32 protein-coding genes are annotated in these 26,034 nt (G+C 43.0%); 17 read left to right on the top strand and 15 right to left on the bottom strand.

The features are described from left to right. Positions 1-129 precede the first annotated feature (129 nt). Positions 130-1,587 (top strand): hypothetical protein, encoded by a 1,458-nt coding sequence (locus LZT22_RS00005; RefSeq protein WP_233923014.1) that lies wholly within the window; start codon positions 130-132, stop codon positions 1,585-1,587. A 34-nt stretch (positions 1,588-1,621) separates the two neighbouring features. On the opposite strand, the gene LZT22_RS00010 is transcribed toward LZT22_RS00005, so the two are convergent. Continuing rightward, positions 1,622-2,140, bottom strand: a complete 519-nt coding sequence (locus tag LZT22_RS00010; protein WP_233923015.1) for an adenine phosphoribosyltransferase — start codon at positions 2,138-2,140, stop codon at positions 1,622-1,624. Positions 2,141-2,165: 25 nt separating this feature from the next. On the opposite strand from LZT22_RS00010, the gene LZT22_RS00015 reads away from it, so the two are divergent. Continuing rightward, on the top strand, positions 2,166-2,735 hold the full coding sequence (locus LZT22_RS00015) for a 5'-methylthioadenosine nucleosidase (protein WP_233923016.1): 570 nt from the start codon (positions 2,166-2,168) through the stop codon (positions 2,733-2,735). A 32-nt stretch (positions 2,736-2,767) separates the two neighbouring features. On the opposite strand, the gene LZT22_RS00020 is transcribed toward LZT22_RS00015, so the two are convergent. Further along, positions 2,768-4,894 (bottom strand): DUF6311 domain-containing protein, encoded by a 2,127-nt coding sequence (locus LZT22_RS00020; RefSeq protein WP_233923017.1) that lies wholly within the window; start codon positions 4,892-4,894, stop codon positions 2,768-2,770. 77 nt (positions 4,895-4,971) lie between these two features. Between LZT22_RS00020 and LZT22_RS00025 the strand changes: the two genes are divergently transcribed. Both LZT22_RS00025 and LZT22_RS00030 read left to right on the top strand, forming a co-directional pair. Continuing rightward, positions 4,972-7,116 (top strand): DUF6311 domain-containing protein, encoded by a 2,145-nt coding sequence (locus LZT22_RS00025; RefSeq protein WP_233923018.1) that lies wholly within the window; start codon positions 4,972-4,974, stop codon positions 7,114-7,116. 294 nt (positions 7,117-7,410) lie between these two features. After that, entirely contained in the window at positions 7,411-7,848 is a 438-nt protein-coding gene (locus tag LZT22_RS00030; protein WP_233923019.1) for a rubrerythrin family protein, read from the top strand. A gap of 142 nt (positions 7,849-7,990) precedes the next feature. Here LZT22_RS00030 and LZT22_RS00035 read toward each other — a convergent pair whose 3' ends face one another. The 5 genes from LZT22_RS00035 to LZT22_RS00055 all read right to left on the bottom strand — a co-directional run bounded on the left by LZT22_RS00035 (position 7,991) and on the right by LZT22_RS00055 (position 10,366). Further along, positions 7,991-8,383 (bottom strand): type II toxin-antitoxin system HicB family antitoxin, encoded by a 393-nt coding sequence (locus LZT22_RS00035; protein WP_233923020.1) that lies wholly within the window; start codon positions 8,381-8,383, stop codon positions 7,991-7,993. A gap of 14 nt (positions 8,384-8,397) precedes the next feature. Then, positions 8,398-8,580, bottom strand: a complete 183-nt coding sequence (locus LZT22_RS00040; protein WP_233923370.1) for a type II toxin-antitoxin system HicA family toxin — start codon at positions 8,578-8,580, stop codon at positions 8,398-8,400. A gap of 149 nt (positions 8,581-8,729) precedes the next feature. After that, positions 8,730-9,038: a high-potential iron-sulfur protein gene (locus LZT22_RS00045; protein ID WP_233923021.1), complete on the bottom strand. Its 309-nt coding sequence runs from the start codon at positions 9,036-9,038 to the stop codon at positions 8,730-8,732. Positions 9,039-9,178: 140 nt separating this feature from the next. Next, positions 9,179-9,922, bottom strand: coding sequence for a GTP cyclohydrolase I (gene folE / locus LZT22_RS00050; RefSeq protein ID WP_233923022.1), 744 nt, complete (start codon positions 9,920-9,922; stop codon positions 9,179-9,181). 72 nt (positions 9,923-9,994) lie between these two features. Beyond that, complete coding sequence (locus tag LZT22_RS00055) at positions 9,995-10,366, bottom strand: MAPEG family protein (RefSeq protein WP_233923023.1); 372 nt, start codon at positions 10,364-10,366, stop codon at positions 9,995-9,997. Between LZT22_RS00055 and LZT22_RS12720 the strand changes: the two genes are divergently transcribed. After that, a complete protein-coding gene (locus LZT22_RS12720; protein WP_370634739.1) occupies positions 10,348-10,437 on the top strand; it encodes an SVM family protein in 90 nt (29 codons plus the stop codon). The two genes, LZT22_RS00055 and LZT22_RS12720, sit on opposite strands and share 19 nt — an antisense overlap. Here LZT22_RS12720 and plsY read toward each other — a convergent pair. The 3 genes from plsY to LZT22_RS00070 all read right to left on the bottom strand — a co-directional run bounded on the left by plsY (position 10,396) and on the right by LZT22_RS00070 (position 12,560). Next, entirely contained in the window at positions 10,396-11,007 is a 612-nt protein-coding gene (gene plsY, locus LZT22_RS00060; RefSeq protein WP_233923024.1) for a glycerol-3-phosphate 1-O-acyltransferase PlsY, read from the bottom strand. The two genes, LZT22_RS12720 and plsY, sit on opposite strands and share 42 nt — an antisense overlap. A gap of 105 nt (positions 11,008-11,112) precedes the next feature. Continuing rightward, the gene (xerD, locus tag LZT22_RS00065) at positions 11,113-12,030 is read right to left on the bottom strand and encodes a site-specific tyrosine recombinase XerD (protein WP_233923025.1); all 918 of its coding nucleotides are present in this window, start codon (positions 12,028-12,030) and stop codon (positions 11,113-11,115) included. A gap of 44 nt (positions 12,031-12,074) precedes the next feature. Then, positions 12,075-12,560: a YajQ family cyclic di-GMP-binding protein gene (locus tag LZT22_RS00070; RefSeq protein WP_233923026.1), complete on the bottom strand. Its 486-nt coding sequence runs from the start codon at positions 12,558-12,560 to the stop codon at positions 12,075-12,077. Positions 12,561-12,620: 60 nt separating this feature from the next. On the opposite strand from LZT22_RS00070, the gene murB reads away from it, so the two are divergent. Continuing rightward, entirely contained in the window at positions 12,621-13,673 is a 1,053-nt protein-coding gene (gene murB / locus LZT22_RS00075; RefSeq protein WP_233923027.1) for a UDP-N-acetylmuramate dehydrogenase, read from the top strand. A 24-nt stretch (positions 13,674-13,697) separates the two neighbouring features. On the opposite strand, the gene LZT22_RS00080 is transcribed toward murB, so the two are convergent. After that, positions 13,698-14,183, bottom strand: coding sequence for a GNAT family N-acetyltransferase (locus LZT22_RS00080; RefSeq protein WP_233923028.1), 486 nt, complete (start codon positions 14,181-14,183; stop codon positions 13,698-13,700). After that, positions 14,176-14,445, bottom strand: a complete 270-nt coding sequence (locus tag LZT22_RS00085; protein ID WP_233923029.1) for a DUF1778 domain-containing protein — start codon at positions 14,443-14,445, stop codon at positions 14,176-14,178. Before LZT22_RS00085 ends, LZT22_RS00080 begins: the two co-directional genes overlap by 8 nt. A gap of 150 nt (positions 14,446-14,595) precedes the next feature. Between LZT22_RS00085 and LZT22_RS00090 the strand changes: the two genes are divergently transcribed. Further along, on the top strand, positions 14,596-14,754 hold the full coding sequence (locus LZT22_RS00090; RefSeq protein WP_233923030.1) for a hypothetical protein: 159 nt from the start codon (positions 14,596-14,598) through the stop codon (positions 14,752-14,754). 20 nt (positions 14,755-14,774) lie between these two features. Here LZT22_RS00090 and xseA read toward each other — a convergent pair whose 3' ends face one another. Further along, entirely contained in the window at positions 14,775-15,986 is a 1,212-nt protein-coding gene (gene xseA, locus LZT22_RS00095) for an exodeoxyribonuclease VII large subunit (protein ID WP_233923031.1), read from the bottom strand. Positions 15,987-16,318: 332 nt separating this feature from the next. On the opposite strand from xseA, the gene LZT22_RS00100 reads away from it, so the two are divergent. The 8 genes from LZT22_RS00100 (at position 16,319) to LZT22_RS00135 (ending at position 22,851) form a co-directional block, all read left to right on the top strand. After that, positions 16,319-16,966: a MotA/TolQ/ExbB proton channel family protein gene (locus tag LZT22_RS00100; RefSeq protein ID WP_233923032.1), complete on the top strand. Its 648-nt coding sequence runs from the start codon at positions 16,319-16,321 to the stop codon at positions 16,964-16,966. Continuing rightward, the gene (locus tag LZT22_RS00105) at positions 16,959-17,453 is read left to right on the top strand and encodes a biopolymer transporter ExbD (RefSeq protein ID WP_233923033.1); all 495 of its coding nucleotides are present in this window, start codon (positions 16,959-16,961) and stop codon (positions 17,451-17,453) included. The genes LZT22_RS00100 and LZT22_RS00105 overlap by 8 nt, the downstream gene beginning before the upstream one ends. 29 nt (positions 17,454-17,482) lie before the next feature. Next, complete coding sequence (gene lpxK, locus LZT22_RS00110) at positions 17,483-18,583, top strand: tetraacyldisaccharide 4'-kinase (RefSeq protein ID WP_233923034.1); 1,101 nt, start codon at positions 17,483-17,485, stop codon at positions 18,581-18,583. Between the two features lie 50 nt (positions 18,584-18,633). Further along, positions 18,634-18,816, top strand: a complete 183-nt coding sequence (locus tag LZT22_RS00115) for a Trm112 family protein (RefSeq protein WP_233923035.1) — start codon at positions 18,634-18,636, stop codon at positions 18,814-18,816. 31 nt (positions 18,817-18,847) lie between these two features. Beyond that, complete coding sequence (kdsB, locus tag LZT22_RS00120) at positions 18,848-19,624, top strand: 3-deoxy-manno-octulosonate cytidylyltransferase (RefSeq protein ID WP_233923036.1); 777 nt, start codon at positions 18,848-18,850, stop codon at positions 19,622-19,624. A 138-nt stretch (positions 19,625-19,762) separates the two neighbouring features. Next, positions 19,763-20,428, top strand: coding sequence for an adenylate kinase (gene adk, locus LZT22_RS00125; protein ID WP_233923037.1), 666 nt, complete (start codon positions 19,763-19,765; stop codon positions 20,426-20,428). Between the two features lie 108 nt (positions 20,429-20,536). Next, positions 20,537-22,144, top strand: coding sequence for a hypothetical protein (locus LZT22_RS00130; protein WP_233923038.1), 1,608 nt, complete (start codon positions 20,537-20,539; stop codon positions 22,142-22,144). A 20-nt stretch (positions 22,145-22,164) separates the two neighbouring features. Beyond that, positions 22,165-22,851, top strand: a complete 687-nt coding sequence (locus tag LZT22_RS00135) for a glycosyltransferase family 2 protein (protein WP_233923039.1) — start codon at positions 22,165-22,167, stop codon at positions 22,849-22,851. Between the two features lie 200 nt (positions 22,852-23,051). Here LZT22_RS00135 and nrdR read toward each other — a convergent pair whose 3' ends face one another. Further along, positions 23,052-23,498 carry a transcriptional regulator NrdR gene (gene nrdR, locus LZT22_RS00140; RefSeq protein WP_233923040.1) on the bottom strand — a complete coding sequence of 149 codons (447 nt, stop codon included), beginning with the start codon at positions 23,496-23,498 and terminating at the stop codon, positions 23,052-23,054. A gap of 15 nt (positions 23,499-23,513) precedes the next feature. Then, a complete protein-coding gene (glyA, locus tag LZT22_RS00145; protein ID WP_233923041.1) occupies positions 23,514-24,758 on the bottom strand; it encodes a serine hydroxymethyltransferase in 1,245 nt (414 codons plus the stop codon). A 137-nt stretch (positions 24,759-24,895) separates the two neighbouring features. Between glyA and tolQ the strand changes: the two genes are divergently transcribed. Together tolQ and LZT22_RS00155 are read left to right on the top strand one after the other, a co-directional pair. After that, the gene (gene tolQ / locus LZT22_RS00150; protein ID WP_233923042.1) at positions 24,896-25,549 is read left to right on the top strand and encodes a protein TolQ; all 654 of its coding nucleotides are present in this window, start codon (positions 24,896-24,898) and stop codon (positions 25,547-25,549) included. A gap of 23 nt (positions 25,550-25,572) precedes the next feature. Continuing rightward, complete coding sequence (locus tag LZT22_RS00155; RefSeq protein WP_233923043.1) at positions 25,573-26,001, top strand: ExbD/TolR family protein; 429 nt, start codon at positions 25,573-25,575, stop codon at positions 25,999-26,001. The last annotated feature ends 33 nt before the right edge of the window (positions 26,002-26,034 follow it).

Genomic DNA, 26,034 nt, shown 5'->3' on the forward strand with positions numbered 1-26,034 from the left:
ATGGATGTATAAATACAATTATCAACGTCCAAACATGGCATTGGGCGGCATTACCCCGAAACAGCGACTGGCCATGGTTGCTTAATGAATCCTACTTCTGGGTTCGGTTAAATAAGGGGGGATTACCGCATGAGCTTAGAACTTGTGGTGATTATTCCACTTCTATACTTATCTTTATGGCAAGCAGGCTATTTTGCAATTGATTTTGAAAGTGCTAACGGAGATGGATTTGGCACTTTTCAAACCAACCTCTTAGGTATATTCGATTCTCAGGGATGGTCTTATATTCTTGCACCATTTAGAGTAAATCACCCCACTCTTGAAGATTTTAATTATTTAGGATTAGGAATTATTTTTTGCTTAGTCCTTTCTTTCGCAGGCTTCTATAAAAATAGAAAATCTTTTTTCCTTGGTGTAAAAAAACATATTTTTCTTTTTTGCTGCTTGTTTCTATTTTTACTTTTAAGTGTTTCAAATAATCTATTAATTGGAACTTCGACTTTTTCATTTCCTTTGCCAGAAAGCTTAATTGCTATCCTTAGCGTTATAAGGGCATCTGGTCGGCTCTTTTGGCCGATTTTTTACAGCATACTTTTTGTTACTTTTTTCTTTCTTTTTCGAACTTACAAATATAAAACTATCCGATTCATTCTTCTGGTAGCCATCATTTTACAAATTATTGATATGGCTCCAGGATGGCTACCAATAAGGGATCGAATTACTAAGGCCACGAATTTTGGAATGCCTACTACAACTTTAAAAAATCCTTTTTGGAGTGCTGCCGGCAATCATTATCATAAAATTATTTCCATTCCATTTGAAAAAAGCATGCTTCAGAATCAATGGCCTTTTCTTGCTGAATTAGCTTACCTTGGCCTTGGTAGTACTAACTCCGTTTATTTGGCACGTGTTGATGGCATTAAAATCGATGCTGCTAATATAAAGTTTGATGATAAGCTTAAGTCAGGGAAATTAGATTCTGACTCTCTCTACATCATAGATAAATGGGAGCAATTCCCAACAAACCTGATCTTTGATCCAAAGCAAGATCTCTTGGCAAGAATTGATGACATCTATGTACTTGCCCCAGGGTGGAAAAATTGTGTTAATTGCCCACCCATCGATTCTGCTCTTGAGTTAAATAGATTAATGCCAGTAACATTTGTAAATACGCCCATTTCTTTTGCTGGTTCGTCATCAGAGCGTAAATTATTCTTATCAAAGACAGGCGGATGGTTTTCACCGGAAACTTGGGGAGTTTGGTCCGTAGGCAGAGAAGCGAAGTTAACGCTTCCTCTACCTTCTGCAGATATTAAAACACTAACTTTAAATATGCGGGCTTTGGTTGGACCGAGTCATCCTGAGCAACGAATTGAAGTAGATATAAATGGTAAAGGTAGTTCTCTTTTCATCCTTAGTAAATTAGAGGGCAACTCCATTAGCATGCGTATTCCCCCAGAACTCTCTCATTTGCCGTACATTAGCGTGCGCCTACAATTTCTTAATCCCGTTAAACCAAAAAATTTAGGGTACGTCAATGACGATCGGCAAATTAGCATTGGCTTAACCTCTATTGAATTTAACTAAAAACTTAATATATCGAGGAGCGCTTCTTTATTCTCTACAGCGACAGAATAAATTTACTGGGTATTTGTTTTTTCTCTAACTCTATTTGACCACCTAAACCCTGAATTTCTAGGAGGCAAATTGTGCCAACCACTATGCCGCCCACTTGATTAACTAAGCTAGCTGCTGCCAAAATTGTGCCTCCTGTTGCTAAAACATCGTCGACAATTAATACGCGTGAACCAATTGGTAGCGAGCTAGCTTGAAGTTCTAATGAATCTGTACCGTATTCCAAGCCATAAAACGCTTTATGGGTTACTAGTGGAAGCTTTCCGGGTTTACGCACCAAGACTAAACTTTTATGCTCATGATGTGCAAGAGCAGCAGCAAAAATAAATCCGCGGGATTCAATTCCTAAAATATGGGTGTATTCCCAATCTTTTGCTAATTGGGCCATTTTCTCTATAGCATAGCGAAATGCCTGAGGATTCCCCAAGAGCGGCGATATATCTCGAAACAAAATGCCGGGTTTTGGAAAATCAGGAATTCCTGGGAGATAATCGAGTAAATTCATATTTTTTACCTTTTGAGAACTGTAAATGACGCATACCAATACCTTGATTATTACCGCATTAGAAAATGAGCTTGATCCTCTACTGATTCCAAAGCATTTTCATATTGCTCATACTGGTGCAGGAAAAATTAATGCAGCGCTCGGTACTCTAAAGGCTATTCAGACTTTCCAGCCTAAATTAATCATCAACTTTGGTACCGCCGGAAAGATTAATAAGCAGAATCCAGAACTAGCTGGTTTAGTCGAAATTGCCCACGTGGTTCAACGGGACATGATGGCTGAACCCCTGGCGCCTCGTGGCCACGTTCCCTTCTCTTCTCAACCCTTTATTTTCTCGTCACAACATGGTTTTGCTATTTGCGGTACTGGCGATAGTTTTGTGACCGCCCCAGATTCTTGGTTATTCGAGCAAAACATCGATTTAGTAGATATGGAGTTATTTGGCATTGCCTCGGCTGCATATGACCAAAACCTTCCGTGGCGCGCCTTTAAATATATTACAGATGATGCTAATGCTAATGCAGGCAAAGAATGGACTGACAAAATTAATCATGGTCAAGATACTTTTCTCAAGACTTTAAATGAGATTAATTAATGTTTCAAATTTAGCTACCTAGCAAAATTAGTCTAGTAATAGCGTAAGCTTTCAATACCAATCGCCAAGGGACGTGTATCTGAGCCAATGCCCAATACCTTTGGAGATATGGCATTCGGTAGCTTAAATTCAATTTTTAACGGCCCTGATTGGGTTAAGTCCCCCTTTAAGGGTATATCTATCAAGTTTCCTGATCGCTTATCGCAATTTTCTTTTTTAATGTAGCGACCATTTACCCAAATTTCTATTTCCTGAAACGGATGTAAAGTAGAAATAAAGGCCTGTGCATCTAATTTTATGCCTTGAGGATTTAAAGCGGGCAATGGAATCTGAATTACAGCAGTATTTCCCATGGACCAAGTGCCCCATTTTTCAGGGACTGACCAACCTGAGATTAAAAAGGATTTGGCATATTTACCAAACTGAGATAAATCAATTTTTTCGCCCAACTTAATTAAACGCTCAGATGACATCTTAGGGTCAATCTCGAGCTCTACTGGGACTGCTATGCATGTAGAGCATTTCTTCCACCCAGGGGCAAAAACATTAATTTCATTGATTCGGGCTATCAAATCGGTTTGGGGATTCATTCGCGTTAAAAATTTAGATATCTCTGAATCTTCCACAACATATAGCGTGTCGGTAGCAAATTGACCCGATTGAATCACATCTTGCATGCGCTGATTGGATTGAATAATTTTATTATTATCAACTCGCCCCATAAAGACTGAATTAGTACCTAAATGGTGTTTGGCAGCAAAACTTGCAAATTTCTCCCAAATAACCTGTTCATTCCAAACGGGAACCCGCACAATATTTTTATAATATTGACCGGCCGCGTCCCAAAAAGGATTGTCAAGTGACAAACCTAGATTAGCAGCTTGAGTATTTAATGCCATTTTCTTTTCTAGCCATGCTGGAGATGTATCTATAACTTGAATACTTAAGCCTATTGCTAGAATGGTGATGGTAATCTTTCTTGAGTAACTGCGAATGACAAAAAATATTCCTATAAAAAGAATGAAATAAAAAACGGGCCAAAACATTCGTCCTGATGCTCGTAGAATGCTAGCGAGCGAAAATAAAGTAGAATTTAATGGAATGGTAAATGTCCAACTCCCAATAGCAACTTGGTTTGATAATGCAAAAAGAGTGCAGCCTAACATTGCGCAGCAGACAAAAATGTATTTTTTAATCCAATCTGAAAAGTGTTTTCTAAAGCTTAAAATTGCAGGTATTGCCATCAATAGAATCCAAATTATGCCCAGCCCTAAATAACTAAATCCTTCATAGTTATTTAGGGCTCTAACTTTAGGTAATTGGTATAAATAAGACCAATTCTGCGAATCAAAACCACTCGGATCAAATAGAGCCAGCAAGTTCATGCGGTACATACCAAACCCGGTTTCGCCTGGGCTGATGCTTTGAAAATAGCCTGCTTGCCAGGCAAATAAAATAGTTACTCCAAAAACACATACAAACTCCTGAGCCGCCCCAAAAAGGCTCATCATCTTCTGCATGCATAATCGATCTAAGACGTCTCCGAGCCAAAGGACCAAAACCATTGCAAAGGTATACGGATGAATTAAGAGCGTGCAGGGTAATAAAATTGTCCACCACAATATTCGCCTTTCTTGATCTGGACGTAGGATCAAGTACCAAGCAGCTAACAATGGGAACATTGCCACCGTTGAATTATGAAAGCCAATTTGATACAACATCGGCGGCGAAAACAAAAATAAGCTTGTGCTTAAAATTAAGATCGAAACACTATTACTAACTAAGCTAAGCAATTTCCATGCCATCCACGCTTGAAGAATAAAGCAGCCCATGAGCCAGAAACCCCAAAACTGAAAAGGGTCACCAAGCCATGGGCTTAATAATTTAAAGAAGGGGGCTAGCAGCGGTAAAGAATTGGAATAAATGATCGAAGAGCTAATATCGAGTCCAAATTGTGGATTCATACCGATGGGAAAAGTCCATGGCCCATAGCGGTAAAAAGCCCATCCCAAATACTCCAAAGTCATATCAAAACCCGATAAAAGCCAAGCAATATTTCGTGGGTTTAGTACGGAGGGGCCTACCAGCAGTAAAAATGTCGCCAAACCTAAAATTAGAGGCAGGAAAAAGCTTTGGCGGGAATTTTTAGTCTTTAGCATGTTGGAATTTCTTTATTGTCACATTAATACGCTGAAAGATACTTGACCCATTCTCGACTGTATTATCTTGGATGCATATGACGTCAAAAATCTCCAAATTGCTCAAATCTGTTTTTTTACCCATTTTACTGGGCCTCATTTTGTTCGGCCTCATGGTAGGACTAAATGCACTAATCCCAAGTAATATTGGCTGGTTATTAAATAAACTCGATCCAGCGCAGCACTTTTTAGGCTGGGATTTTTTCAGAAATTCTCCTTGGACTCTTCCACTTGGACTAAATCCTAGCTTTGGTCTAAACATCAGCAGCGCTATCGTCTATTCCGATTCGATTCCTTTATTTGCAATACCTTTTAAAGTCTTTGCGTCTTTTCTGCCGAGCCCATTTCAATATTTTGGTTTATGGGTTTTGGTCTGCTTTGTTTTGCAGGCTTGGGTCTGTTGGAAATTAATTGATTTAACCCTAGGAAAAATAGCCCAAGAAAATCCCGCGCTTCATTTTTTTGCTACCGGCTTATTATTTTTATGCCCCTCTTTTCTTTGGCGAATTAATACCCCCGCAGGAATGCACGCCTCTTTACTGGCACACTTTTTTATTTTGGCTAGCTTGTATCTTTTACTTAGTAATGAAACTAAAAATCGCTATAGGTATTGGCTGTTATTACTTTGCGGATCATTGTTAACGCATTTTTATTTGTTTGTGATAGTTGGCCTCCTGTGGAGTGCAGACTATTTAGATCGATTTCAGAGCCAATTTGCACAACGTAAGTTGAAATGCTTTTTTGAAATTACTTGTGCACTCCTATTGGTTGTAGCGCTTAGCTGGCTGGTTGGGTATTTTTCCATTCGCGCCTCCTTGAATAGTGAGCGTGGCTATGGCTTTTTTGCCATGAATGTTTTAGGCTTAATCGACCCCAATGGCTGGTCTTATGTATTGCCTAACTTAAGCCCAAAAAATGACTGGGGTGAAGGCTTCTCATTTCTTGGCTTAGGAATTATTCTGCTGCTACTTTCCTGCATGCCCAAACTTTGGTCATTTCGCAATCAGCTACTCGCATTCCTCAGAAAGCATCACGTTTTAATTGCTTTAATGTGCCTTTTTATCCTGATAGCAATTACTCATCGTATCCACTTAGGTGGACAATTGATTATTTTGTCAATACCAGAGCGGGTCATTAACGTATTGAATAACCTGCGTTCAGCAGCACGTTTGATGTGGCCAGTGCATTATTTAATTGTTTTAGGTGCCCTTACATTAATTGGTAAGGCGTATCCAAAAAAATGGTCTACTATTTTTTTCGCCCTTTTCTTTTTCATCCAACTTGGCGATACGAGCAAGGCTTGGCTTGTAAACCGGGCACAAATTAATGAAAATTTTTCTCAAGAGTTAGCCTCGCCAAAATTAAAAAGCCAATTTTGGCAAGATGCAGCCCATTTTTATCAAAATATTATTGTTGTGCCGGCGATGAATTTACCGCCACATTGGGAGCAATTTGCAGCCTTAGCAGCTCGTTTTCATCTTGGTACCAATTCTATCCATGCTGCACGTATTGATCAGCATAAAGAAAGAGTAAGTAATCTAAATTTAGAACGTGTACTTAACTCTGGTAATTTTTCAAAAGATTCGCTTTACATTCTGCAAAATAATGTTGTCATCTCGGCGCTTGGCAATTTAGGTGGGAATAATCTGCTGGCCAAAGTAAATGGTTTTATTGTACTTGCGCCTAACTGGGTCTCTTGTCACTTTTGTCAAGCGCTACCCCCCGCTGATATATTAACCAAATCACAATTTCTAGAACTGAATGGCAGGCCCTTTACTTTCTCAGAAAAAAATTCTCGAGCTCCATATTATTTAAGAAGCGGCTGGGCTTTGCCAGAGGAATGGGGTGTTTGGTCCAATGGAAAAAAAGCGGTGTTAAATTTATTGATACCGTCTGCTACTAGCAAGTCCTTGACCTTGCATTACAAAGCATTTGTTAACCCTATTACGCATCCCCAGCTTGATTTTGATATATTTATTAATGAAAAATGGTTTCAAAAATATAGAATCTCTCAATTTGAAGATAACCTACTCAAACTTGATTTAAATAAAGCCATGCACTCAGAAAAATACTTATCGATTGAGTTTAGAGTTTCAAATCCAGTCAAACCCGCTGTGCTTGGTTACAACAATGCTGACCACCGTGACTTAGGCATCGGGTTAACGACTGCTGTATTTGAATAAACTACGGTATTAATCTGCTTTTACCTCAATTTTTGTCTTTTTTGCTATTTAAAAGGACTTAGATTAAATAATTACTGATTAAAATCAATAGCTTACCGATTTATAGCCATTTGATTTACTTAATAGCTATTCCGAAGTTAGTTAATTTTAACTATCAAGACCATACAAAAATACGATTTCACTACCTCAGAATATCTCCATAATAAACATCTGGTAATTCCAAAATACCTTGAGCAATTGAGGGTTTTGGACTTAACCCCAGAAATTAATTGATTATTTTTTAGGAGCAATACGATGGCTAAAACTGTAAAAGGCACTAAGACAGAACAGTCTTTAAAAGAAGCATTTGCTGGCGAATCGCAAGCAAACCGCCGTTATTTGTATTTCGCAAATATGTCTGACATTGCTGGAGCAAATGATGTTGCTGCAGTATTTCGTTCGACTGCAGAAGGTGAAACTGGTCATGCCCATGGTCACATGGAATACTTGATCGATGGTGGCGCTGGCGACCCAGGTACTGGTATGCCCGCTAAAACGGTTGAAGATGTTCTTAAAGCAGCTGTTGCTGGCGAAACCCATGAGTACACTGATATGTACCCAGGCATGGCTAAAACAGCTCGTGAAGAAGGCTTTGATGAAATTGCTGACTGGTTTGAAACTTTAGCTAAAGCTGAACGTAGCCATGCTAATAAGTTTACGAAGACCTTAGAAGCCCATTTAGCAAACGCCTAATTTGCTTTAGTTTTTTGTTGCACGCATTATGAGCCGCCTGAGGATTTACTTAGGCGGCTTTTTTATTTCTACTCTAAGGCTTGTAAAATTAATCAATTCACCTTGCTGGAATTTTTGCTGTCTAGACCGTGACCCCAACTAATTAAGCAGCTATTGCTAAATGAGCAATAAAGCCAGAGCGACTTTCGCCTGCAGATTTGGCTTTTGCGTCTAACCTTGCTAATACTCTTTTGGGCAAGGTTATATTGATCCGTTCAATTTCATCTGAAAGTAGCGCTGGGTCAATTTCTGCTATAGCCCAAATCCACCCCTTAAATTCTTTTTTCTTTTGCAGCTCAGTAATAGAGCTTGGGTTGGGAATTGCTTGGCCAGCATCAAGCGCACACTCGATCCAGAGCTCGATAGCCTCTTTAGTATTTTCAATTGCTTCATCAACCCCTGAGTCGGCAGCCGAAAAACAACCAGGCAGATCGGGCACTACTACACCCCATGCAGTTTTTTTATCCCCCGCCTCTATTGCAATTGGATATTTCATTTTTAGCACTCCTATCATTTCAAGCTTGCTTGCTTCAACAGCTTTTGCACTAATCCCATACCAAGATCTTTTTTTGGGTGTGGCACACTAATGTGCCCCCATTTACATGGGTGAATAAAAATATGATGAGATCCTTTAATTCCCCTTAAGACCCAGCCATTTTCAATTAACTGCTTAATTAATTCTTTGCTCTTCATTAGCAAATTATAAATACACACTATACACACTTTTATAAAAGGTGTATTGATATACTCCGCCAACCCCCAATAAAAAAGGCCCCACTTAAAAGTGAAGCCTTTTTACTACGCAAATGAACTAGCTAGAACGGCCGCAAGGGCCCGCTTAATTAAGCCTTCTTAGCGTGTGCGCTACACCAGCCTTTGGCTGTTACTTGCTTACCAGCAAATAAAGTACAGCCACCTGCAGCTGCACCAGCTTTACCTGTATACAAAGCACAGTTAGCGCAATTTTGGCCGGCGACAAACTTAGGGAACTTCGCTTTATCTACTTTGGCAGCATCTTCAACATAGCCGAGTGCAACTGCTTGAGGATCGGTTGGCGAAACCATGGCTTGCGCTTGAACACCATTGTTTAATGCCAAGCTAGCAGCACCTGCTGCGGACAAAATCATAAATTGACGACGATTGGTTTTCATGCGAGCTCCATTGGGTTAAGAATTTCAACCGTGATCATAAATCACAAGTTGCCTATCCTAAATGAAGCTTCCATCTTATTGATTTAATTCACTATTTTCTTGAGAACGGTTCTCAATTCAATTTCTATCGCTGACTTAACTTACGACTTACGTTGCACTAAGGCTAAGAATTCTCTACGTAGGTTGGAGTCTTTTAGAAATGAGCCGCGCATGACGCTATTAATCATTTTGGAATCGGGATCTTTCACTCCGCGCCACTGCATACAGAAATGATCGGCTTCCATCACTACTGCTAAGCCCGTGGGCTTAATTTTCTTTTCTAGAAGGTCGGCTAACTCTACTACCGCCTCTTCCTGAATTTGGGGTCGGCACATGACCCATTCAGTAATTCGTGAGTATTTTGAGAGGCCAATGAGGGCACTATCTTTATCGGGCAAAACGCCAATCCAAATTTTGCCCATGATGGGGCACAAATGATGCGAGCATGCACTACGAACGGTAATAGGGCCAATGATCATTAGCTCATTGAGATGGGTAATATTGGGAAACTTGGTGAGCTCGGGTTGGCTGACATAGCGGCCATTGAAAACTTCATTGACAAACATCTTTGCCACTCGAAAGCTCGTATTACGCGTATTGTGATCACTTTCAGTATCGATCACTAAACTCTCGAGTACGCCTTGCATCTTCTGCGCGACTTCCTCTACCAAGCCTTCGAGATCGCCTGGCTTAATAAATTCCGCAATATTGTCGTTCGCATGGAAACGCGCTTTTTGCGCTTGGATACGGCGCCGTATTACTGTTGATAAAGGTATGCCATCTTCACTAGTGGCTTTCTTTAGGGAAGGTACTTTCTTTACTACGAGAGTCTTTTTAATCGGCATCACTTCTTTCTGGTTTCTATTTTTATCTCTAAATTAATTCTGCTTTTTTTGCGCCCTCTTTTCTGGGACGATTTAAATCTGCAAAAATATTGCCAATATACTCATCAATCCTAAAGTCCACGCGACGGTTCTCAGGGTTGGCCAATCAGCCAAGTAACACAGCACATACAAACAACGGGCAATGACAAATGCTACAGCGAAAAGATCAATTCTGCCTTGAGGCTCATGGGTAAAGGACGCGATGATGACTGCAGCAAAAAATAGAGGCAAGGATTCAAAGGTATTGGCTTGAGCTGCATTAGCACGCGCCCGAAATCCGGTTTGTTTAGCCAGCCATTCGCGCGGGCGGCTATTGTCGTAACCATCGAAGCCTTTTTTGGCAATTCCAGCACAAACGATGGGCAGAATTCCCATAAATAAAATACATGCAAATGCAATGGTCATTGCTTCATCTCCTTTTTATTTTTTTAGGTTTATTTTTTCTTACCAATGCGAGTTTCACTGCCATTCATTAAGTTCTGAATATTGCTACGATGGCGCCAAATTAATAGGCCGCACAGGATTACCAGGGCTAGCGCTACGGGATGAAAACCAAATAGGAAAACATAGTAGAACGGTGCAAATAATGCGGCAGCAATAGCTGCTAATGAAGAATATCGGGTGAAGAAAGCCACGATTAGCCAAGTACTTAAGGTAGCCAAACCTAAGAAGAAATGAATGCCAAATAAGATACCGCAGGCTGTGGCTACGCCCTTACCACCCCTAAAGCCATGAAAGAGGGGAAATAAATGTCCCAAGAAAACCGCGATGATGACAGCACATAAAACCCACTCTTGCGAATCCGCAGGTGCTGCGCTCATGACCATCCGCGCAATTACAACGGCCAACCAACCCTTTAAGGCATCGCCGAGCAAAGTAAAAAAGGCCGCTTTTTTATTGCCCGTACGCAACACATTGGTTGCACCAGGATTTTTTGATCCATAGGTATAGGGATCGGGCAAAGCCATGCACTTACTCACCACCACCGCAAAGGAGATAGAGCCCAATAAATAAGCGCCCAGAATCAATAAAAAGGAAATTAACATACCGCTATCTTAAACAAGAGGCACGTTTTGAGCTTAAAAGTGAAAAACCGTACCGAAGTTTTTCTGCTTTTAAGCTCAAAACTGCTGGCGATGAAGTGAATGAGGCTAACCCCGAGGATGATGCTGTTGATGGATCGATTTGAGGCGCTCTCGAGCTACATGGGTGTAAATCTGCGTAGTTGAGATGTCAGCATGGCCCAGTAAAAGTTGTACGACCCGTAAATCGGCTCCATGGTTCAGTAAGTGAGTCGCAAACGCATGACGCAAAGTATGTGGTGATAAGGCAATGGGAATATTGGCAATCAGCGCATAACGCTTAATTAGGGCCCAAAAGGCTTGGCGGGTCAGGCCGCTTCCAGTATGGCGCCCGACAAAGACTTCATTACAGTTTTTACCTTCCAACAAAGGCACGCGCGCTTCGGCGAGATAACGTTTAAGCCATAAACCAGCCTCTGCACCAAATGGCACCAAGCGTTCTTTACCGCCCTTGCCATTCACAATGCGTACCACGCCCTCATTTAAGCCCAATGCAATCGTTTTGAGTGTGACGATTTCTGATACGCGTAAACCGCTGGCATACATCAGTTCAAGCATGGTGCGATCGCGTAAGCCCAAGGGGGTGTCAACATTCGGTGCGTTGAGCAAGGCCACAATCTGCGCTTCACTTAAAGTTTTTGGAAAGCGCTGGGCCTGCTTAGCTGCACGCAACTTCATGCATGGGTCGCTCTTCACCAGATTGAGGCGCAAAGCATGGCGATAAAAGCGCTTAAATACCGTAAGGCGGCGATTTGCAGTGGTCGCTTTATCAGCGCGCCGATGGGCAATATAGGCGGTGAGTTCTTGTTCGCTCGCTGCGTATAAATCGACCGATGAATGCGCTTGCAACCATTGTGCCAAGAGTAATAAATCCCGGCGATAGGCGGCTAAACTATTTGCTGCTAAACCATCTTCTAACCAACAAGCATCACAGAAGCGTTCTATTGCTTCCGCATTACTGGGAACCAACGCGCCCGAATTATTCACTGCAGTTCATCTGCGAAGTTAATCTGCAAAGTTCATCTTCGAAGTTAATCGCGAAAGTTATTAAAGCCTAAAGGTGATTCAGGTACATCTTTGCGCAGCATGGCCATCACCTCTTGCAAATCATCACGCTTGCCGCCCGTGACACGCACTGCATCACCCTGAATACTAGCCTGCACTTTAATCTTACTGTCTTTAATAATACGTACTACTTTCTTGGCTAACTCGGCGGCAATACCCTTTTGGATTTTCATGGTTTGCTTACGCTTATCACTGCCAATGGTTTCGAGTTTGTCATCTTTGAGGTAACGGACATCGACATTCCGTTTAGCCATTTTTCCGTACAAGACATCACGAACTTGACCCAACTTAAAGTCATCATCGGCGTACAGCACAATTTGTTCTTCCTTTTGCTCTACCCGTGAATCAGAGCCCTTAAAATCGAAGCGGTTGGTAATTTCTTTATTGGCTTGCTCGAGGGCATTTTTGAGTTCAACCATATCGGGTTCACAAACAACATCAAATGAGGGCATGACTAACTCCTTTATTTGGCAAAAATTTTAAATAATTCTGTTAACGAATAAGATTGTGGCATGAACTCGACTCAAACTACCGGCCTAAACTGGGGTGCCGGCTTACCCATACTGCGCAATACCCAATTGAGGGAGCGAAATTCCCTTGGTTTTGCTGCTACCGCTGAATTGAGTTGTGTTATTCGCTCTGCCGAGCAAATTCCCCTGCTGATGAGTACTGTTCTATCAACTGGCATGCCTTGGCGGGTTTTGGGAGGAGGCAGCAATGTGGTCTTACCTGCACATTTACCGGGCCTAACCCTCTTGATGGAGATTGGTGGCCAAGCGCTTATTTCCAACGATCAGACTACGACCCAAATTCGGGTTGGTGCGGGAGTGAATTGGCATGAATTTGTTACTTGGTCTGTAGAGCAAGGTTTACCAGGACTAGAAAACCTCGCATTAATTCCAGGCACAACGGGTGCTGCACCGATCCAAAATATTGGCGCTTACGGGGTTGAAGTTAGCGACTTAATTCAATCGATCACTGCCTTTGACTGCACTGCCCAACAAGTTGTTGAGCTTACGCCTGCGGCTTGTCAGTTTGCTTATCGCGATAGTATTTTTAAACGTCATCCACAGCGTTACATTATTTCTGCGGTAACGTTTTCATTACCTAAAACTTGGGTGCCACAATTGCAGTACGCTGATTTAACGAATTTCTTTTCTTCACAAAAAAATCTGCCAAGACCGACTGCAATTTTTGACGCCGTCTGCACTATTCGGCAAAAAAAATTACCTGACCCAAAAGTAATTGGTAATGTGGGCAGCTTCTTTAAAAACCCCACAGTTAGCCAAACTCAATTGACCCAATTATTTAATACTTTCCCTAAGATGATTGCTTATCCGCAGAGCAATGGCTCGCATAAACTCGCGGCGGGATGGTTGATTGAGCAGTGCGGTTTTAAGGGGGCACAGAGGGGCGCTGTTGGCGTCTTCGAGAAACAAGCCTTGGTACTAGTTAATCTCGGTAAAGGCACTGCTACAGAGCTCCTAATCCTAGCAAGCGAGATTCAATCAGCAGTGCAAGATCGCTTTGGCGTTTTGCTGGAGATTGAGCCTGTTCGAATGTAGTTGGGGGAATTCTATTTTCATGCCCTATTTTCCTAAAGGTAAATATAGGATCATAGAGTTATCGGCCGTCGCTCTAAATCCGTAATGCTTGTAGAACGATTTTGCGTGACTGTCTTTTGCATCCACAATTAGGGCATAAGCGCTTACGAGTTCTTTTGCCTCTAGGCAACGAGTAACTGCGCACCCCATTAAATATCGGCCAAACCCACATGCTCGGTAATTTAAGTCTGTAGCTAATCGTCCTAAGCGAAAACAGGGAACTGGGTACCTGGGTAATTTACGCTGAGCCTGAGCATCTAATTGTGTTACATCAATTTGGGCTGCACTAAGGCTATAAAAACCCAAAATTATTTTTGGTGAAGTTGTATCCACCAAAACTCTGACTGTAGCAATCCCTTTTTTACTTTGTTGCGTAGCAAAATGCTTAAGGTAGCTATCTAGTTCAGTAATTCCACATTTAAAAGCTTGACGATCATGGAGTTGAGAATTAAGTGCTTGATCCTCAAGCACGCGAAATCTTTTTAGCAGTATTTAAGGCTTTTTGTAATGCAGGGTTTGGCGTGAACTTACCATTAAGGGCCTTAGCAAATACTTCAAAATCTTTTGCCGTCATGGTGATGCGAGACTCCTGATCGAGCAAAATTTGCGCCTTCTCTTTTGCTGCTGTTCGTACGAATGCGGCCATGGTTGTGCCAAGCAAAGCAGCAGCGCGAGAAACCGAGGCTTTTTCTTCAATGTCCATTTTTAAATCAAAGCGCGCTGTACTGCCCATCTTTATCTCCTAAGTACGGTAAAGTGCCGTATACGTAATAATACCGTATTTTTAAGTTATCGAGGGGAATTTTAATAACCCCAATGCAATCTCGACATCTCTTTTATGCTCTACTTTTACCCTCTTTCTCTCCTTAAAAGGGTGACAACAATGAACTTAGAAATAGTGGAATTACTCAAAATAATTGCTTTAAAAAAGGACGTGGCTCAAGGCCTTAGAGATCTTGAAAATGGGCGCGTTAATAAATTCAATATTGAAGAAATTAAATCGCGAGGCCGAAAACAGCTTTCAGCGCTTAATCAGCAATAACTTAAATATTCTCAACTGAATTATTTTTGCTTCACGGCCCCCAAGACAATTTCTGCCTCGCCTTCAGCAAGTCGCACTTGAAGTGTTTCTTGGGGCTTTAATTCATCTGGATTACGCACCGCATGGGTTTGCTCACCCATCCCCCGCATGATGACCGCATAGCCCCGCTCAAGCGTGCGCTGGGGGTTAAGCGCTTCTAGCTGGGCGCCCAAATGGGTTTGGCCCTGTTGCCAACTTTCTACTCGCACTAACCACGATTGACTTAAGCGTTGCCGTAAAAACGTTAATTGCTCGCGCATCCGTTCAGGGTTAGGCAAGGCATGATTCAAACGTAAGGCCAATTGATCTAAGGTTTGTGCTTCGCGCTCAAGCCGCAAGGTCAGCCTTTGCAGTAAGGCTTGCTGAAAACTAGCTAACTCGTTGAGTAATTGATCGCGGCGAGGCGCGGCTAGCTCGGCGGCGCCAGTGGGTGTTGGCGCCCGAACATCTGCAACAAAATCTGCGATAGTGAAATCGGTTTCGTGACCAACCCCACTCACTACGGGAATGGTGGAGTCGGCAAGCGCATAGGCCAATTGCTCGTCATTAAAAGCCCAAAGATCTTCGATGCTACCGCCGCCCCGCACTAACAAAATAACATCAACTTCAGCTTCTACATTGGCCGCTTTTAAGGCGGCAATGATTCCAGCGGGGGCTTCGGGCCCCTGCACAAGAGTGGGATAAATCACAAGGGGAATATGCGGTGCACGCCGCGCTAAAGTACTGAGCACATCTTTTAGTGCCGCTGCTTGTGGTGAAGTGATGATGCCAATGGCGCGGGGATGAGTCGGAATTGCTTGTTTAGCTTCTTCGGCAAATAAACCTGCTTTCGCCAATTTTTCTTTTAATTTAAGAAAAGCTTCGTAAAGACCACCCAAGCCTGCTTTGCGCATCACTTGCACAGTCAGTTGCACATCACCTCGTGGAACATACAAACCTAAGCTGGCACCCACTTCAACCAAATCACCAGATTGGGGCATGAAGCCCACTTGACCATTGCGTCCCCGAAACATCACACAACGAATTTGACCCTCTTCATCCTTTAATGAGAAGTACCAATGCCCGCTGTCATATGCCTTGAAATTGGATATCTCCCCGCTAACCCATACTGTATCGAAATGCTCTTGTAAGGATTCAGCAATTGCGCGGTTAAGCTCGCCAACGGTGAGTACTGACCTTGATATTTCCGACATATTTATTATTCTATTCAATCAAAATGGGGCTTCTAGGGTGATTTTTTGTGCTTCTTTTGTAATACATATCCACAGGTGGAAAATTTCTTACTGCCAAGTATTGAAAGTAAACACTAACTTACCCAAAGCGTGGCATAAAACAGACATATTTTTTGTAACTCATTGATTTAATTCAATAAATATTGCTATTTTTACCTTACTGAAAATTGATAAATTAATCACTTTACCGAAAAATCAATCACTTAGCTTAGCCCCTTAAAAAAGTTTTGCACAGAGTTATCCACAGGCTTGACTCGTACTTTCCGTTTAGTTTGCTAAAGTACTGAAAGTCTATGTATACCATCTTACTTGCAGCCGGTTGGCCCATTTGGCCTCTTTTAGCAGTCTCTATTTTTGGCCTAGCCATTTTGATTGAGCGAAGCTGGTATTTACGTAAAAAACGGGTTTTGCCGCCACGGGTTTTGCAGGAAGCCTTCGAACTAGGTTTGCAGGTAAACCAGAGTGTCGCTGGCAAGCAATCAAATCCCCATCTCGCCGATTTGATTCGCGCAATTGCAAATTCTTCACCTGTAGGTTCGCTCTTGGCGTGCGCTCTGGCAGAAAAGATGGCGGGTCAGCCCGCTAACGATGCCCTAGAAGAGCTTCAGGCCACCGCTGAGGCAGTTTGGCTGAAGCTAGACCGTTACTTAGGTGCACTCGCAACCATCGCCACCGTAGCACCCTTGCTCGGCTTATTTGGCACAGTCGTGGGCATGATTGAAATCTTTGGCAGTCAAGGAAGTGCTGTTGGAAACCCATTACAACTAGCGCATGGTATTTCGGTAGCACTTTACAACACTGCCTTTGGTTTATTAATTGCCATTCCCGCTTTAGCTGCTTGGCGGCTCTTACGCTCAATGGCCGATCAACGCCAACGCGAGTGTGAAGAATTTACCCGCCAATTATTTAAAAAACTCTACCCCGCCGCTAATGATGAATAAAAATCAAGCTAGCGTTGGACGTTTTTCTTTAAGAAAAAATCACGGCCTGTTTCTTAGTCGGACTTCTGCTGGCGCCACTACACCCCCAGAAATTAATTTAATTCCATTTATTGATGTCTTACTGGTTATTTTAATTTTCTTAATGATCTCGACGACTTTTACACGCTTTCAAGAATTGGCCATCGCCTTACCAAACGCAAGTACTACTGATTCTGCAAATCAAAGTCAGCAAATTCATTTAGCAGTAAGTCGCGATGGACGCTATGCGCTAAATGGGCGCATCGTTAGTACTGAGCAGCTCAGCAACGCTTTAGCGCAGCTGGCCCTTGCTAAGCCTGCTGGTACTAACTCTAGCGATATTAAGTCAGCCCTGCAAGTAAGTATTGATGCTGATGCCCGCGCATCTCATCAGGCCGTGATGACAGCGCTAGAAGCTGCCCGTGATGCCAATTTAAGTAATATTGTTTTTACTAGCCAAACCAAATAAGTAGATGCTGCCTAAGATATGCTGACCATATGCTAACGGCGCCACAATTTTGGGATAAACGCAATTTATTCAGCCGCTTGCTGAGTTATGCGCTCTGGCCACTAGCGCTCATCTACGGTTGGTTCTTAAGTTTACGCAACCTAGCTCAAGATTTCAATTTTGCTAAAGCTGCGCCGGTGCCAATCATCATCGTTGGTAATCTTCGGGTTGGTGGCACAGGCAAAACCCCAATTGTGATTGCGCTTGCGCTACAACTGAAGGCGCTGGGCTGGCACCCAGGGATTATTAGTCGGGGATATTTAAGTGCCGACTGTAAGAAAAAGTCTACCCACCACCATGCCACAAAATTGCGGGAAGCGATCGAAGTAACTCCACGCTCTGATCCTGCAATAGTTGGCGATGAACCGGTTTTGATTGCGCAAAAAACCCATGGCACCATTCCCCTTTGGGTTCAGGCAAATCGGCGTAAAAGTATTGCCGCATTGCTCAATAAAAATCCTCAGGTCAATGTGATCATTAGTGATGATGGCCTGCAGAATTTTGGCCTCCCGCGTTGGCCTGCCCGTGAAGGCGGTCGAGATATTGAATTAGTGGTGCGTGATAGCCGTGGCGAAGGGAATGGTTTTTTATTACCCGCGGGCCCACTGCGCGAATCTGCTCTGCGTGAACGCGATGCCACGCTCATGACTAGCGTCGAAATTGATAGCGCTACTGACCCTAATTATTTTTTAGAACAGCGGGCGGTTTATCTCTCGCCTGAAATAGGCTTAGCTTATAGTTTGAATGATCATTCTTTGCAATATTCATTGGCAGAAATTGCGCAAATGTTTGCTCCCACAACGATCGTTGCTATCGCTGCCCTCGGTAACCCCAGTCGCTTTTTTACTTGCTTAAATGAACATGGTCTTGAACCACGGTGCATTGCCTTACCTGATCACAGTAGTTACTCGAGTGAGTTTTTCGCTGAAATAAAGGCCGAGTGTATTTTAATGACTGAAAAGGATGCCGTAAAATGTCGACATATTGTTGATGAACGCATTTGGGTGGTGCCGATGAAAGTTACCCTGTCAACTGATTTTATGAACTGGGTCACATCGATTATTTCTCGTCCTGATCCACGCCTGAAATAACATCACTATTAACTTAATATGAATGTGTAACTGGATAAGGAAAAGACATAATGGATAAACGCTTATTAGATGTTTTGGTTTGCCCCTTGTGCAAAGGTCCACTGCATTTCGATGCCAGTAAAAAAGAGTTGATTTGTAAGGTCGATAAATTAGCCTACCCAATTCGAGATGACATTCCCGTGATGCTAGTCGATGAAGCGCGCAGCCTGACGCCTGACGAAATCTTTTCTTAATTACTTTTTACTTCTTCGTTCTGCACCCAAGATGAGTTCCACTGCGCCATTAAATGAATTCATTGTGCTCATTCCAGCTCGACTTGATTCAACACGCTTGCCGCGTAAACCACTAGCTGATATTGCAGGTAAGCCCATGGTGGTAAGAGTAGCAGAGCAAGCCAGAAAATCGCTAGCCAAAAAAGTTATCGTTGCCACTGACTCTACAGAAATACAAGCAGCCTGCGCCTTACATCAAATTGAGTGTGTGATGACGCGAGCAGATCATTTAACTGGCACCGATCGCTTAGCCGAGGTGGCCCAATTGCTTGCACTGAAACCCAATGATGTGGTGGTGAATGTACAAGGCGATGAACCTTTAATTCCGCCTGCATTAATTAATCAAGTAGCGCTCACTCTCCTAACGCATTCACACGCTGCAATTGCGACTGCTGCAGTGGCAATTGCAGACGCTAATGAAATTGCCAGTCCTCATGTTGTTAAGGTGGTGCTGAATCAGGCTGGTGAGGCTCTGTATTTTTCACGCTCAGCCATCCCATTTTGCCGTGATGTCTCAGCAGAGAGCGCTAAACTAGCTTCCCCCAAGCCAACTTACCACCGCCACTTAGGCATCTACGCCTATCGGGCCAACTTTCTTTTGGCTTATGCGCAATTAAGCGCTGCCCCCCCTGAAATAGCTGAATCACTTGAGCAGCTACGGGCTTTATGGCATGGCTATCCAATACAAGTCTGTATTGCTAATGAAGCCCCGCCCGCTGGCGTTGATACACCCGAAGAACTCGAGCGGGTGAGGGCCATCTGGCAATAGGCGCAACACCACGACCGCTCACAACCCTAATTTAAGGGCAATATCGGGAAAATCCTTAGCTCAGCCCAGCGTTAAGCGGGAAAAAATACAGGACAATCACGTTTTATATCCATTTTTGTCGGTTTGAGGGGAATAACAATGCGTTTAATACTGTTGGGCGCGCCAGGCGCTGGCAAAGGCACTCAAGCCCAATTCATTTGCAAGCAATTTGCCATTCCACAAATTTCAACGGGTGATATGTTGCGCGCTGCTGTCAAGGCAGGCACGGAACTAGGTATAGCTGCTAAAAAAATTATGGACTCTGGTGGCCTTGTTTCGGATGACATCATTATTGGTCTAGTAAAAGATCGCTTAACTCAGCCCGATTGTTCACAGGGCTATTTATTCGATGGTTTTCCGCGCACCATTCCCCAAGCCCAAGCGATGAAAGACGCGGGCGTTCCCATCGACTATGTATTAGAAATTGATGTGCCTTTTGCAGCCATTATTGAACGAATGAGCGGTCGGCGTGTGCATCCTGCTTCGGGGCGCACTTATCACCTCACATTTAATCCACCCAAGATTGCTGGTAAAGACGATGTCACTGGCGAGCCGCTAATTCAGCGGGATGATGATCAAGAAGAAACCGTGCGCAAACGTCTGCAGGTGTATAACGACCAAACTCGGCCCCTCGTCGATTACTATTTCAACTGGTCAAATACCCCCGACCCTCAAGCTAAAGTAAAGGCGCCAGCCTACCGCAAAGTCAGCGGTACGGGAAGTGTTGACACTATTACAAAAGAAATTTTTAAAGCGCTTCAATAATTTTTTCGCGCCTTTATCGGTTTGAACATATTCACCCAATCTAAAATTTTATTGGGTAAGTATTACCCATTCTTTGTGTTTGCTGGCCTGGGATTTTTTGGCTACTTAATGCCATCCATCAATTGGTTTACCGCAACGCCTGGTGACTTAATCGATGGAAGATTTAATAGCGTCATCCTAGAGCATTTTTATCACTGGATTACCGGCCGTCAACAAGACCTATGGAGTCCAAGCTTCTTTTATCCCAATTTGGATGTGCTGGCTTTTAGTGATAATCATTTTGGGAATGCCTTTATTTATGCGCTGCTGCGTATTTTAGATTTATCACGAGAAGTCGCATTTAGTGCTTGGTATGTCAGCGGCTGCTTGCTGAATTTTCTAGTGACCTACATTGTGCTGAGAAAACTGCATTTCTCGGTATTTGCAGCGAGTGCTGGGGCTTTTGTTTTTGCTTATTTTCTACCAGCAATCATTCAGGCGGGTCATGCGCAATTAACCTATCGCTTTGCGATACCGCTAGCATTTTATGCATTGTGGAATTTCATTTACAAGCGCCAGATTAGTGCCTTAGGGCTATTATTTCTTTGGATCTGCGTGCAATTTTATTGTTCGATTTATTTGGGTGTATTTCTGGTTTATCTCCTTCTTGCCGCTTCTATTGCCGCGCTTATTCTTCAACACAAAAATTTATTCAAGGACTTAAAACGCTCATGGCTTGATTTAACCAAGCCCCGCAAAATTTTCCTTAGCGCCTTAGCGATTGCCAGCTCCATCAGCATTATTTTATTGCTTGAAAAATATCAGCAAGTAGCTTCGTTATATGGATTTACAGGTAATGTAGTGGAAGTAAAGCATATGCTGCCCAGATTAGAAAGTTATCTGATTGCTGATAACTCAAGCTTCAGCTCATTTGTTGGTAGTTGGTTTAATCAAATTCCCCTCTATCGACATGAGCATCAATTATTCATTGGTATTGGGGTTGCACTGATATTTTTTATCGGCTGTTGTATTCCTTGGTTTAATTACTTTGGCATCAATAGGCCTTATGCTAAGGATCAAAATGCAATTGGTAAGCTGGCATTTTTTTCATTATTAATTCTTTTTTTATCAACCCTGCAGTATGGCGTTGGTGGTGGGCAACTAACAAGCCCTTACGAGTACTTATTCTCTATTCCAGGAATCTTATCAATTAGAGCTGTCACTAGATTGATTCTGGTTCAAGGCTTACCCATCGCTATTCTGGTGGCTTTAGCTTGCGAAACTTTAATCAGTAGTCTTAATAAAAATAATTATTTTTGGCGTGCAGCTGGCATTGCTATTGTGGCAGCGCTACTGAGTCTAGAAGTTATCTTTTTTGATCATGTTAAAACACCAAATGCAATTTGGACTGAGCGCTTAAATAGACTATCCGTCCTTTTGCCTAAGCCCATTCCAGCAGGGAGTGTTTTATTTGTCGATAACAGCGGTAAGGAAACGTGGTATTTTGCCGAAGTTGATGCCATGGTTCTGGCACAAGATTTGGGCATACCAACCATTAATGGTTATTCGGGAAAATTTCCGCCTGGGCATGACCATCAATCCCCAAATTCATGTATTCCTTATATGGCCCGAGTGCAAGACTATGGTAAATTTCACCATCTAACTGAAGCGTCTACGAATGAATTAATGACTCATATTATTCAAATACCCCCTTCAACCTGCGTCAAGGTAAATTGATTTAATTCTTATTGTTCTCAATGCGCCTATCTGTCATTATTCCTTGCTACAACGAACTCAATACAATTGATACCATCATTGATGCCGTCAATGCTGCACCTTATCCTGATAAAGAAATTATCATCGTGGACGATTGCTCCACTGATGGCACACGCGATAAATTAAAAAATGAAATAGAAAATTCGGGTCGGGTTAGCAAAGTGCTTTATCACGCTGTGAATCAAGGTAAAGGCGCTGCTTTACGTAGTGGAATACAAGCGGCAACAGGTGATTTAGTCATCATTCAAGATGCAGATATGGAATATGACCCCAATGAATATCCAAGACTGGTTGAACCAATCTTAACAAATCGGGCCGACGTGGTATTTGGTTCTCGTTTTTTAGGTGGCGATGCGCACCGCGTACTGTATTTTTGGCATCGCGTTGGCAATGGTTTCCTAACCCTAATGTCAAATATGTTTACCAATTTGAATTTAACGGATATGGAAACCTGCTACAAAGTGTTTCGCCGCGAAATTATTCAAAGCATCAAGATCGAAGAAAATCGCTTTGGTTTTGAGCCTGAAATTACCGCTAAAGTAGCAAAGTTAAAATGCCGAATTTTTGAAGTCGGCATTTCTTACTACGGACGCACTTATGATGAGGGTAAGAAAATTGGTTGGCGCGATGGTGTACGCGCGATCTACTGCATCGTTAAATACAGCTAAGCACCGAAGCCCTCCCTTGCGGCTGCTTAACTACTCTTAGTAAAAGAACAATGCCATAAAAGCTAGGTATTTCCTTTGCTAAAGAAAAAGTTCCGAAGGCTTTTTCGAGTAAAGGAAATACTTGGCTTATTACTTGCCTTTTTCAAACAAAGGTAGTAAATACCAGCCCAAGCTTATATATAGCAACAGTAGTAAAGAGTCTATTTAAGCTCTTTTAAGGCGCTTTCAAACGACTCAATATCAGCAAAACTGCGATATACCGAAGCAAACCGAATATAGGCCACCTTATCAAGGCGTTTAAGTTCGCGCATCACCAACTCACCGACGCGCTCACTCGGAATTTCTTTTTCACCTAAGCTTAAGAGTTTTTCTTCAATACGACCCACTGCCTCATCGACTGCGTCGGCTGAAACAGGACGCTTACGTAAGGCTAAACGAATCGAGCTAATTAATTTGTCGTGACTATATTCAACTCGACTACCATTTTTCTTCACAATTGCGGGCAGGGCTAGCTCAGCACGCTCATAGGTTGTAAAACGTTTATCGCAAGAAGCGCAACGCCGACGGCGGCGAATCGAATCGCCCTCGTCGGACTCACGCGTATCCATTACCTGAGTATCGTCACCATGACAGAATGGACAGCGCACGCTGGATTTCTGTTTTTAGCTGTAAACCGGAAAGCGCTTAGTCAACTCGCTTACTTGAGCCTTCACTTTCGCAATGTTGGCTGGATCATTGGGGTTATCCAATAAATCAGCAATCATATAGCCTACTTGCTTGGCTTCAGCCTCTTTAAAACCGCGGGTTGTCATCGCTGGAGAACCTAAGCGAATACCACTCGTCACCATGGGTTTTTCAGGATCGTTTGGTATGCCATTTTTATTGACGGTAATGTGGGCTTCGCCCAAAATACGCTCAGCCTCTTTACCGGTCATTTTCTTGGCACGTAAATCAACCAACATCACGTGTGCTTCTGTGCCACCAGAAACAATGCGCAGACCGCGCTCGGTTAAGGCAGCAGCCAAGGCTTTGGCATTCGCAATCACTTGCTTTTGATACTGTTTGAAACTCGGCTCAAGCGCCTCTTTGAAAGCCGTTGCTTTGCCAGCAATGACGTGCATTAAGGGGCCGCCCTGTAAGCCTGGAAAGACCGCGGAGTTAATGGCCTTCTCATGCTCAGCCTTCATTAAAATAATGCCACCACGGGGGCCACGTAAGCTTTTATGGGTAGTTGAAGTAACCACATCTGCATGCGGCACAGGATTTGGATATTCACCGGCGGCGATTAAGCCCGCATAGTGCGCCATATCAACCATAAATATTGCGCCAATTTCTTTGGCTATTTTTGCAAAGCGGGCAAAATCAATTTTGAGTGAATAAGCAGAAGCACCAGCAATAATTAACTTCGGTTTATGCTCGCGCGCTAACCGCTCCATTTGCTCATAGTCGATAACTTCGTTTTTATCTAAACCATAAGCTATTGGGTTAAACCATTTACCACTTAAATTTAAAGCCATGCCATGGGTTAAGTGCCCACCTTCTGCCAAACTCATACCCATAAAGGTATCGCCAGGTTTTAAGAAAGCTAAAAATACCGCTTGATTCGCCGAAGCACCACAATGCGGTTGCACGTTAGCAGCCTCTGCACCAAATAAAGCTTTTACACGATCGATGGCTAATTGCTCGGCCACATCGACAAATTCACAACCGCCGTAATAACGTTTGCCGGGATAGCCCTCGGCATACTTGTTCGTTAACTGCGAACCTTGTGCCTGCATTACTGCTGGAGATGTGTAATTTTCCGAGGCGATTAATTCAATATGCTCTTCCTGACGGCGATTTTCATTTTCAATGCTAGCCCATAATTCGGGGTCGGTTTTGGCTAAAGTATTTTGACGGTCAAACATGTACAGCTCCTATCGTATTTTTGGGCTTATTTATTCTGCTGATTTATTCTACTGACTTCTCACCTAACTTATTATGCATAGCATTTAGTGGCATTTGGTTTTAGCGATAAAATCACCCTACATCATACAAAAAGCCTATGAATTCAGCTCAAGACCTCTCGATTCTCTCTCTCGTCCTTAATGCCAGCCTGCTGGTGCAGTGCGTTATGGCCTTATTAATGGTGATGTCAATTGCGTCTTGGGCCATCATTTTTAAGAAAAGTTCGATTTTGCGCGCTGTGCGCAAAGATACTGAACGCTTTGAACGGGATTTTTGGTCTGGCGGCGATCTCAATACCCTCCTTGAGTCTGCCCAGAGAACCACCCATAGCGCTGCTGTTCTTGAGCGTATTTTTGCGGCAGGAATGCAAGAGTTCTTGAAAGCCCGTGAAATTGATGCTGCACGTCGTGCCATGAAAGCCGCCTACCAACGTGAAATGGACCGTCTGGAGGCCAATTTACCCTTCTTAGCTTCAGTCGGCTCAGTTTCACCCTATATTGGCTTGTTTGGCACAGTTTGGGGCATCATGCATGCTTTCCGGGGCTTAGCTAATGTGCAACAAGCCACCTTGGCAGCTGTGGCCCCTGGAATTGCTGAAGCCTTAGTGGCAACTGCAATAGGTCTATTTGCAGCCATTCCTGCGGTCATTGCCTACAACAGCAATGCCACTGATATCGATCGCCTCTCAATTCATTTTGAAACTTTCATTGAAGAGTTCACTAATATTTTGCAGCGCCAAGCAGGTCGTTAAGATTAATTAGGCGATCAATCACGATGGCGCAATCAACCCGCTCTTCTTTTCGCTCTTCCCGTCGGCGGGTGATGTCGGAAATTAATGTCGTGCCTTACATCGACGTGATGCTGGTCTTGTTGGTTATTTTTATGGTGACTGCTTCAGCCGTCAATCCAGGCATTGTGAATTTACCAACGGTAGGGGGGGCTAAAACCCAACCCTTACCACCGATCTTTTTAAATATTGATGCCAAAGAAAATATTACCGTGCGCTCCGAGGGCTCACCCACTCAATCACTAACAGCGCTTGAGCTTGGCACTTTTGCTCGCACTCAAGCAGAAAAATCAGTTGACCAAGCTGTTGTACTTGCAGCAGATAAATCGGTTAAATATGAAGTGGTAATGGATGTCATGGCTAAGCTAAAAGAAAATGGTGTGAAGCGAGTTGGTCTAGCTGTAAAGAGCCAATAAACCTAAGCCAGATGAATGCAATCATGAATTCAT

Origin of the sequence: Polynucleobacter sp. IMCC 29146 (genome assembly GCF_021395195.1) — a bacterium.
Taxonomy (GTDB): Bacteria; Pseudomonadota; Gammaproteobacteria; order Burkholderiales; family Burkholderiaceae; genus Polynucleobacter.

Coding starts and splice junctions, on each gene's coding strand:
- LZT22_RS00010 (WP_233923015.1), bottom strand. CDS start 2,140: ATGAATTTACTCGATTATCTCCCAGGAATTCCTGATTTTCCAAAACCC.
- LZT22_RS00070 (WP_233923026.1), bottom strand. CDS start 12,560: ATGCCCTCATTTGATGTTGTTTGTGAACCCGATATGGTTGAACTCAAA.
- adk (WP_233923037.1), top strand. CDS start 19,763: ATGCGTTTAATACTGTTGGGCGCGCCAGGCGCTGGCAAAGGCACTCAA.
- LZT22_RS00020 (WP_233923017.1), bottom strand. CDS start 4,894: ATGCTAAAGACTAAAAATTCCCGCCAAAGCTTTTTCCTGCCTCTAATT.
- glyA (WP_233923041.1), bottom strand. CDS start 24,758: ATGTTTGACCGTCAAAATACTTTAGCCAAAACCGACCCCGAATTATGG.
- LZT22_RS00105 (WP_233923033.1), top strand. CDS start 16,959: ATGAATAAAAATCAAGCTAGCGTTGGACGTTTTTCTTTAAGAAAAAAT.
- LZT22_RS00030 (WP_233923019.1), top strand. CDS start 7,411: ATGGCTAAAACTGTAAAAGGCACTAAGACAGAACAGTCTTTAAAAGAA.
- kdsB (WP_233923036.1), top strand. CDS start 18,848: ATGAGTTCCACTGCGCCATTAAATGAATTCATTGTGCTCATTCCAGCT.
- LZT22_RS12720 (WP_370634739.1), top strand. CDS start 10,348: ATGCAAATGCAATGGTCATTGCTTCATCTCCTTTTTATTTTTTTAGGT.
- plsY (WP_233923024.1), bottom strand. CDS start 11,007: ATGTTAATTTCCTTTTTATTGATTCTGGGCGCTTATTTATTGGGCTCT.
- murB (WP_233923027.1), top strand. CDS start 12,621: ATGAACTCGACTCAAACTACCGGCCTAAACTGGGGTGCCGGCTTACCC.
- LZT22_RS00090 (WP_233923030.1), top strand. CDS start 14,596: ATGAACTTAGAAATAGTGGAATTACTCAAAATAATTGCTTTAAAAAAG.
- folE (WP_233923022.1), bottom strand. CDS start 9,922: ATGCCGATTAAAAAGACTCTCGTAGTAAAGAAAGTACCTTCCCTAAAG.
- LZT22_RS00135 (WP_233923039.1), top strand. CDS start 22,165: ATGCGCCTATCTGTCATTATTCCTTGCTACAACGAACTCAATACAATT.
- LZT22_RS00045 (WP_233923021.1), bottom strand. CDS start 9,038: ATGAAAACCAATCGTCGTCAATTTATGATTTTGTCCGCAGCAGGTGCT.
- LZT22_RS00025 (WP_233923018.1), top strand. CDS start 4,972: ATGACGTCAAAAATCTCCAAATTGCTCAAATCTGTTTTTTTACCCATT.
- LZT22_RS00130 (WP_233923038.1), top strand. CDS start 20,537: ATGCCATCCATCAATTGGTTTACCGCAACGCCTGGTGACTTAATCGAT.
- LZT22_RS00005 (WP_233923014.1), top strand. CDS start 130: ATGAGCTTAGAACTTGTGGTGATTATTCCACTTCTATACTTATCTTTA.
- LZT22_RS00085 (WP_233923029.1), bottom strand. CDS start 14,445: ATGGGCAGTACAGCGCGCTTTGATTTAAAAATGGACATTGAAGAAAAA.
- LZT22_RS00015 (WP_233923016.1), top strand. CDS start 2,166: ATGACGCATACCAATACCTTGATTATTACCGCATTAGAAAATGAGCTT.
- LZT22_RS00155 (WP_233923043.1), top strand. CDS start 25,573: ATGGCGCAATCAACCCGCTCTTCTTTTCGCTCTTCCCGTCGGCGGGTG.
- LZT22_RS00100 (WP_233923032.1), top strand. CDS start 16,319: ATGTATACCATCTTACTTGCAGCCGGTTGGCCCATTTGGCCTCTTTTA.
- LZT22_RS00035 (WP_233923020.1), bottom strand. CDS start 8,383: ATGAAATATCCAATTGCAATAGAGGCGGGGGATAAAAAAACTGCATGG.
- LZT22_RS00040 (WP_233923370.1), bottom strand. CDS start 8,580: ATGAAGAGCAAAGAATTAATTAAGCAGTTAATTGAAAATGGCTGGGTC.
- LZT22_RS00055 (WP_233923023.1), bottom strand. CDS start 10,366: ATGACCATTGCATTTGCATGTATTTTATTTATGGGAATTCTGCCCATC.
- lpxK (WP_233923034.1), top strand. CDS start 17,483: ATGCTAACGGCGCCACAATTTTGGGATAAACGCAATTTATTCAGCCGC.
- tolQ (WP_233923042.1), top strand. CDS start 24,896: ATGAATTCAGCTCAAGACCTCTCGATTCTCTCTCTCGTCCTTAATGCC.
- xseA (WP_233923031.1), bottom strand. CDS start 15,986: ATGTCGGAAATATCAAGGTCAGTACTCACCGTTGGCGAGCTTAACCGC.
- LZT22_RS00115 (WP_233923035.1), top strand. CDS start 18,634: ATGGATAAACGCTTATTAGATGTTTTGGTTTGCCCCTTGTGCAAAGGT.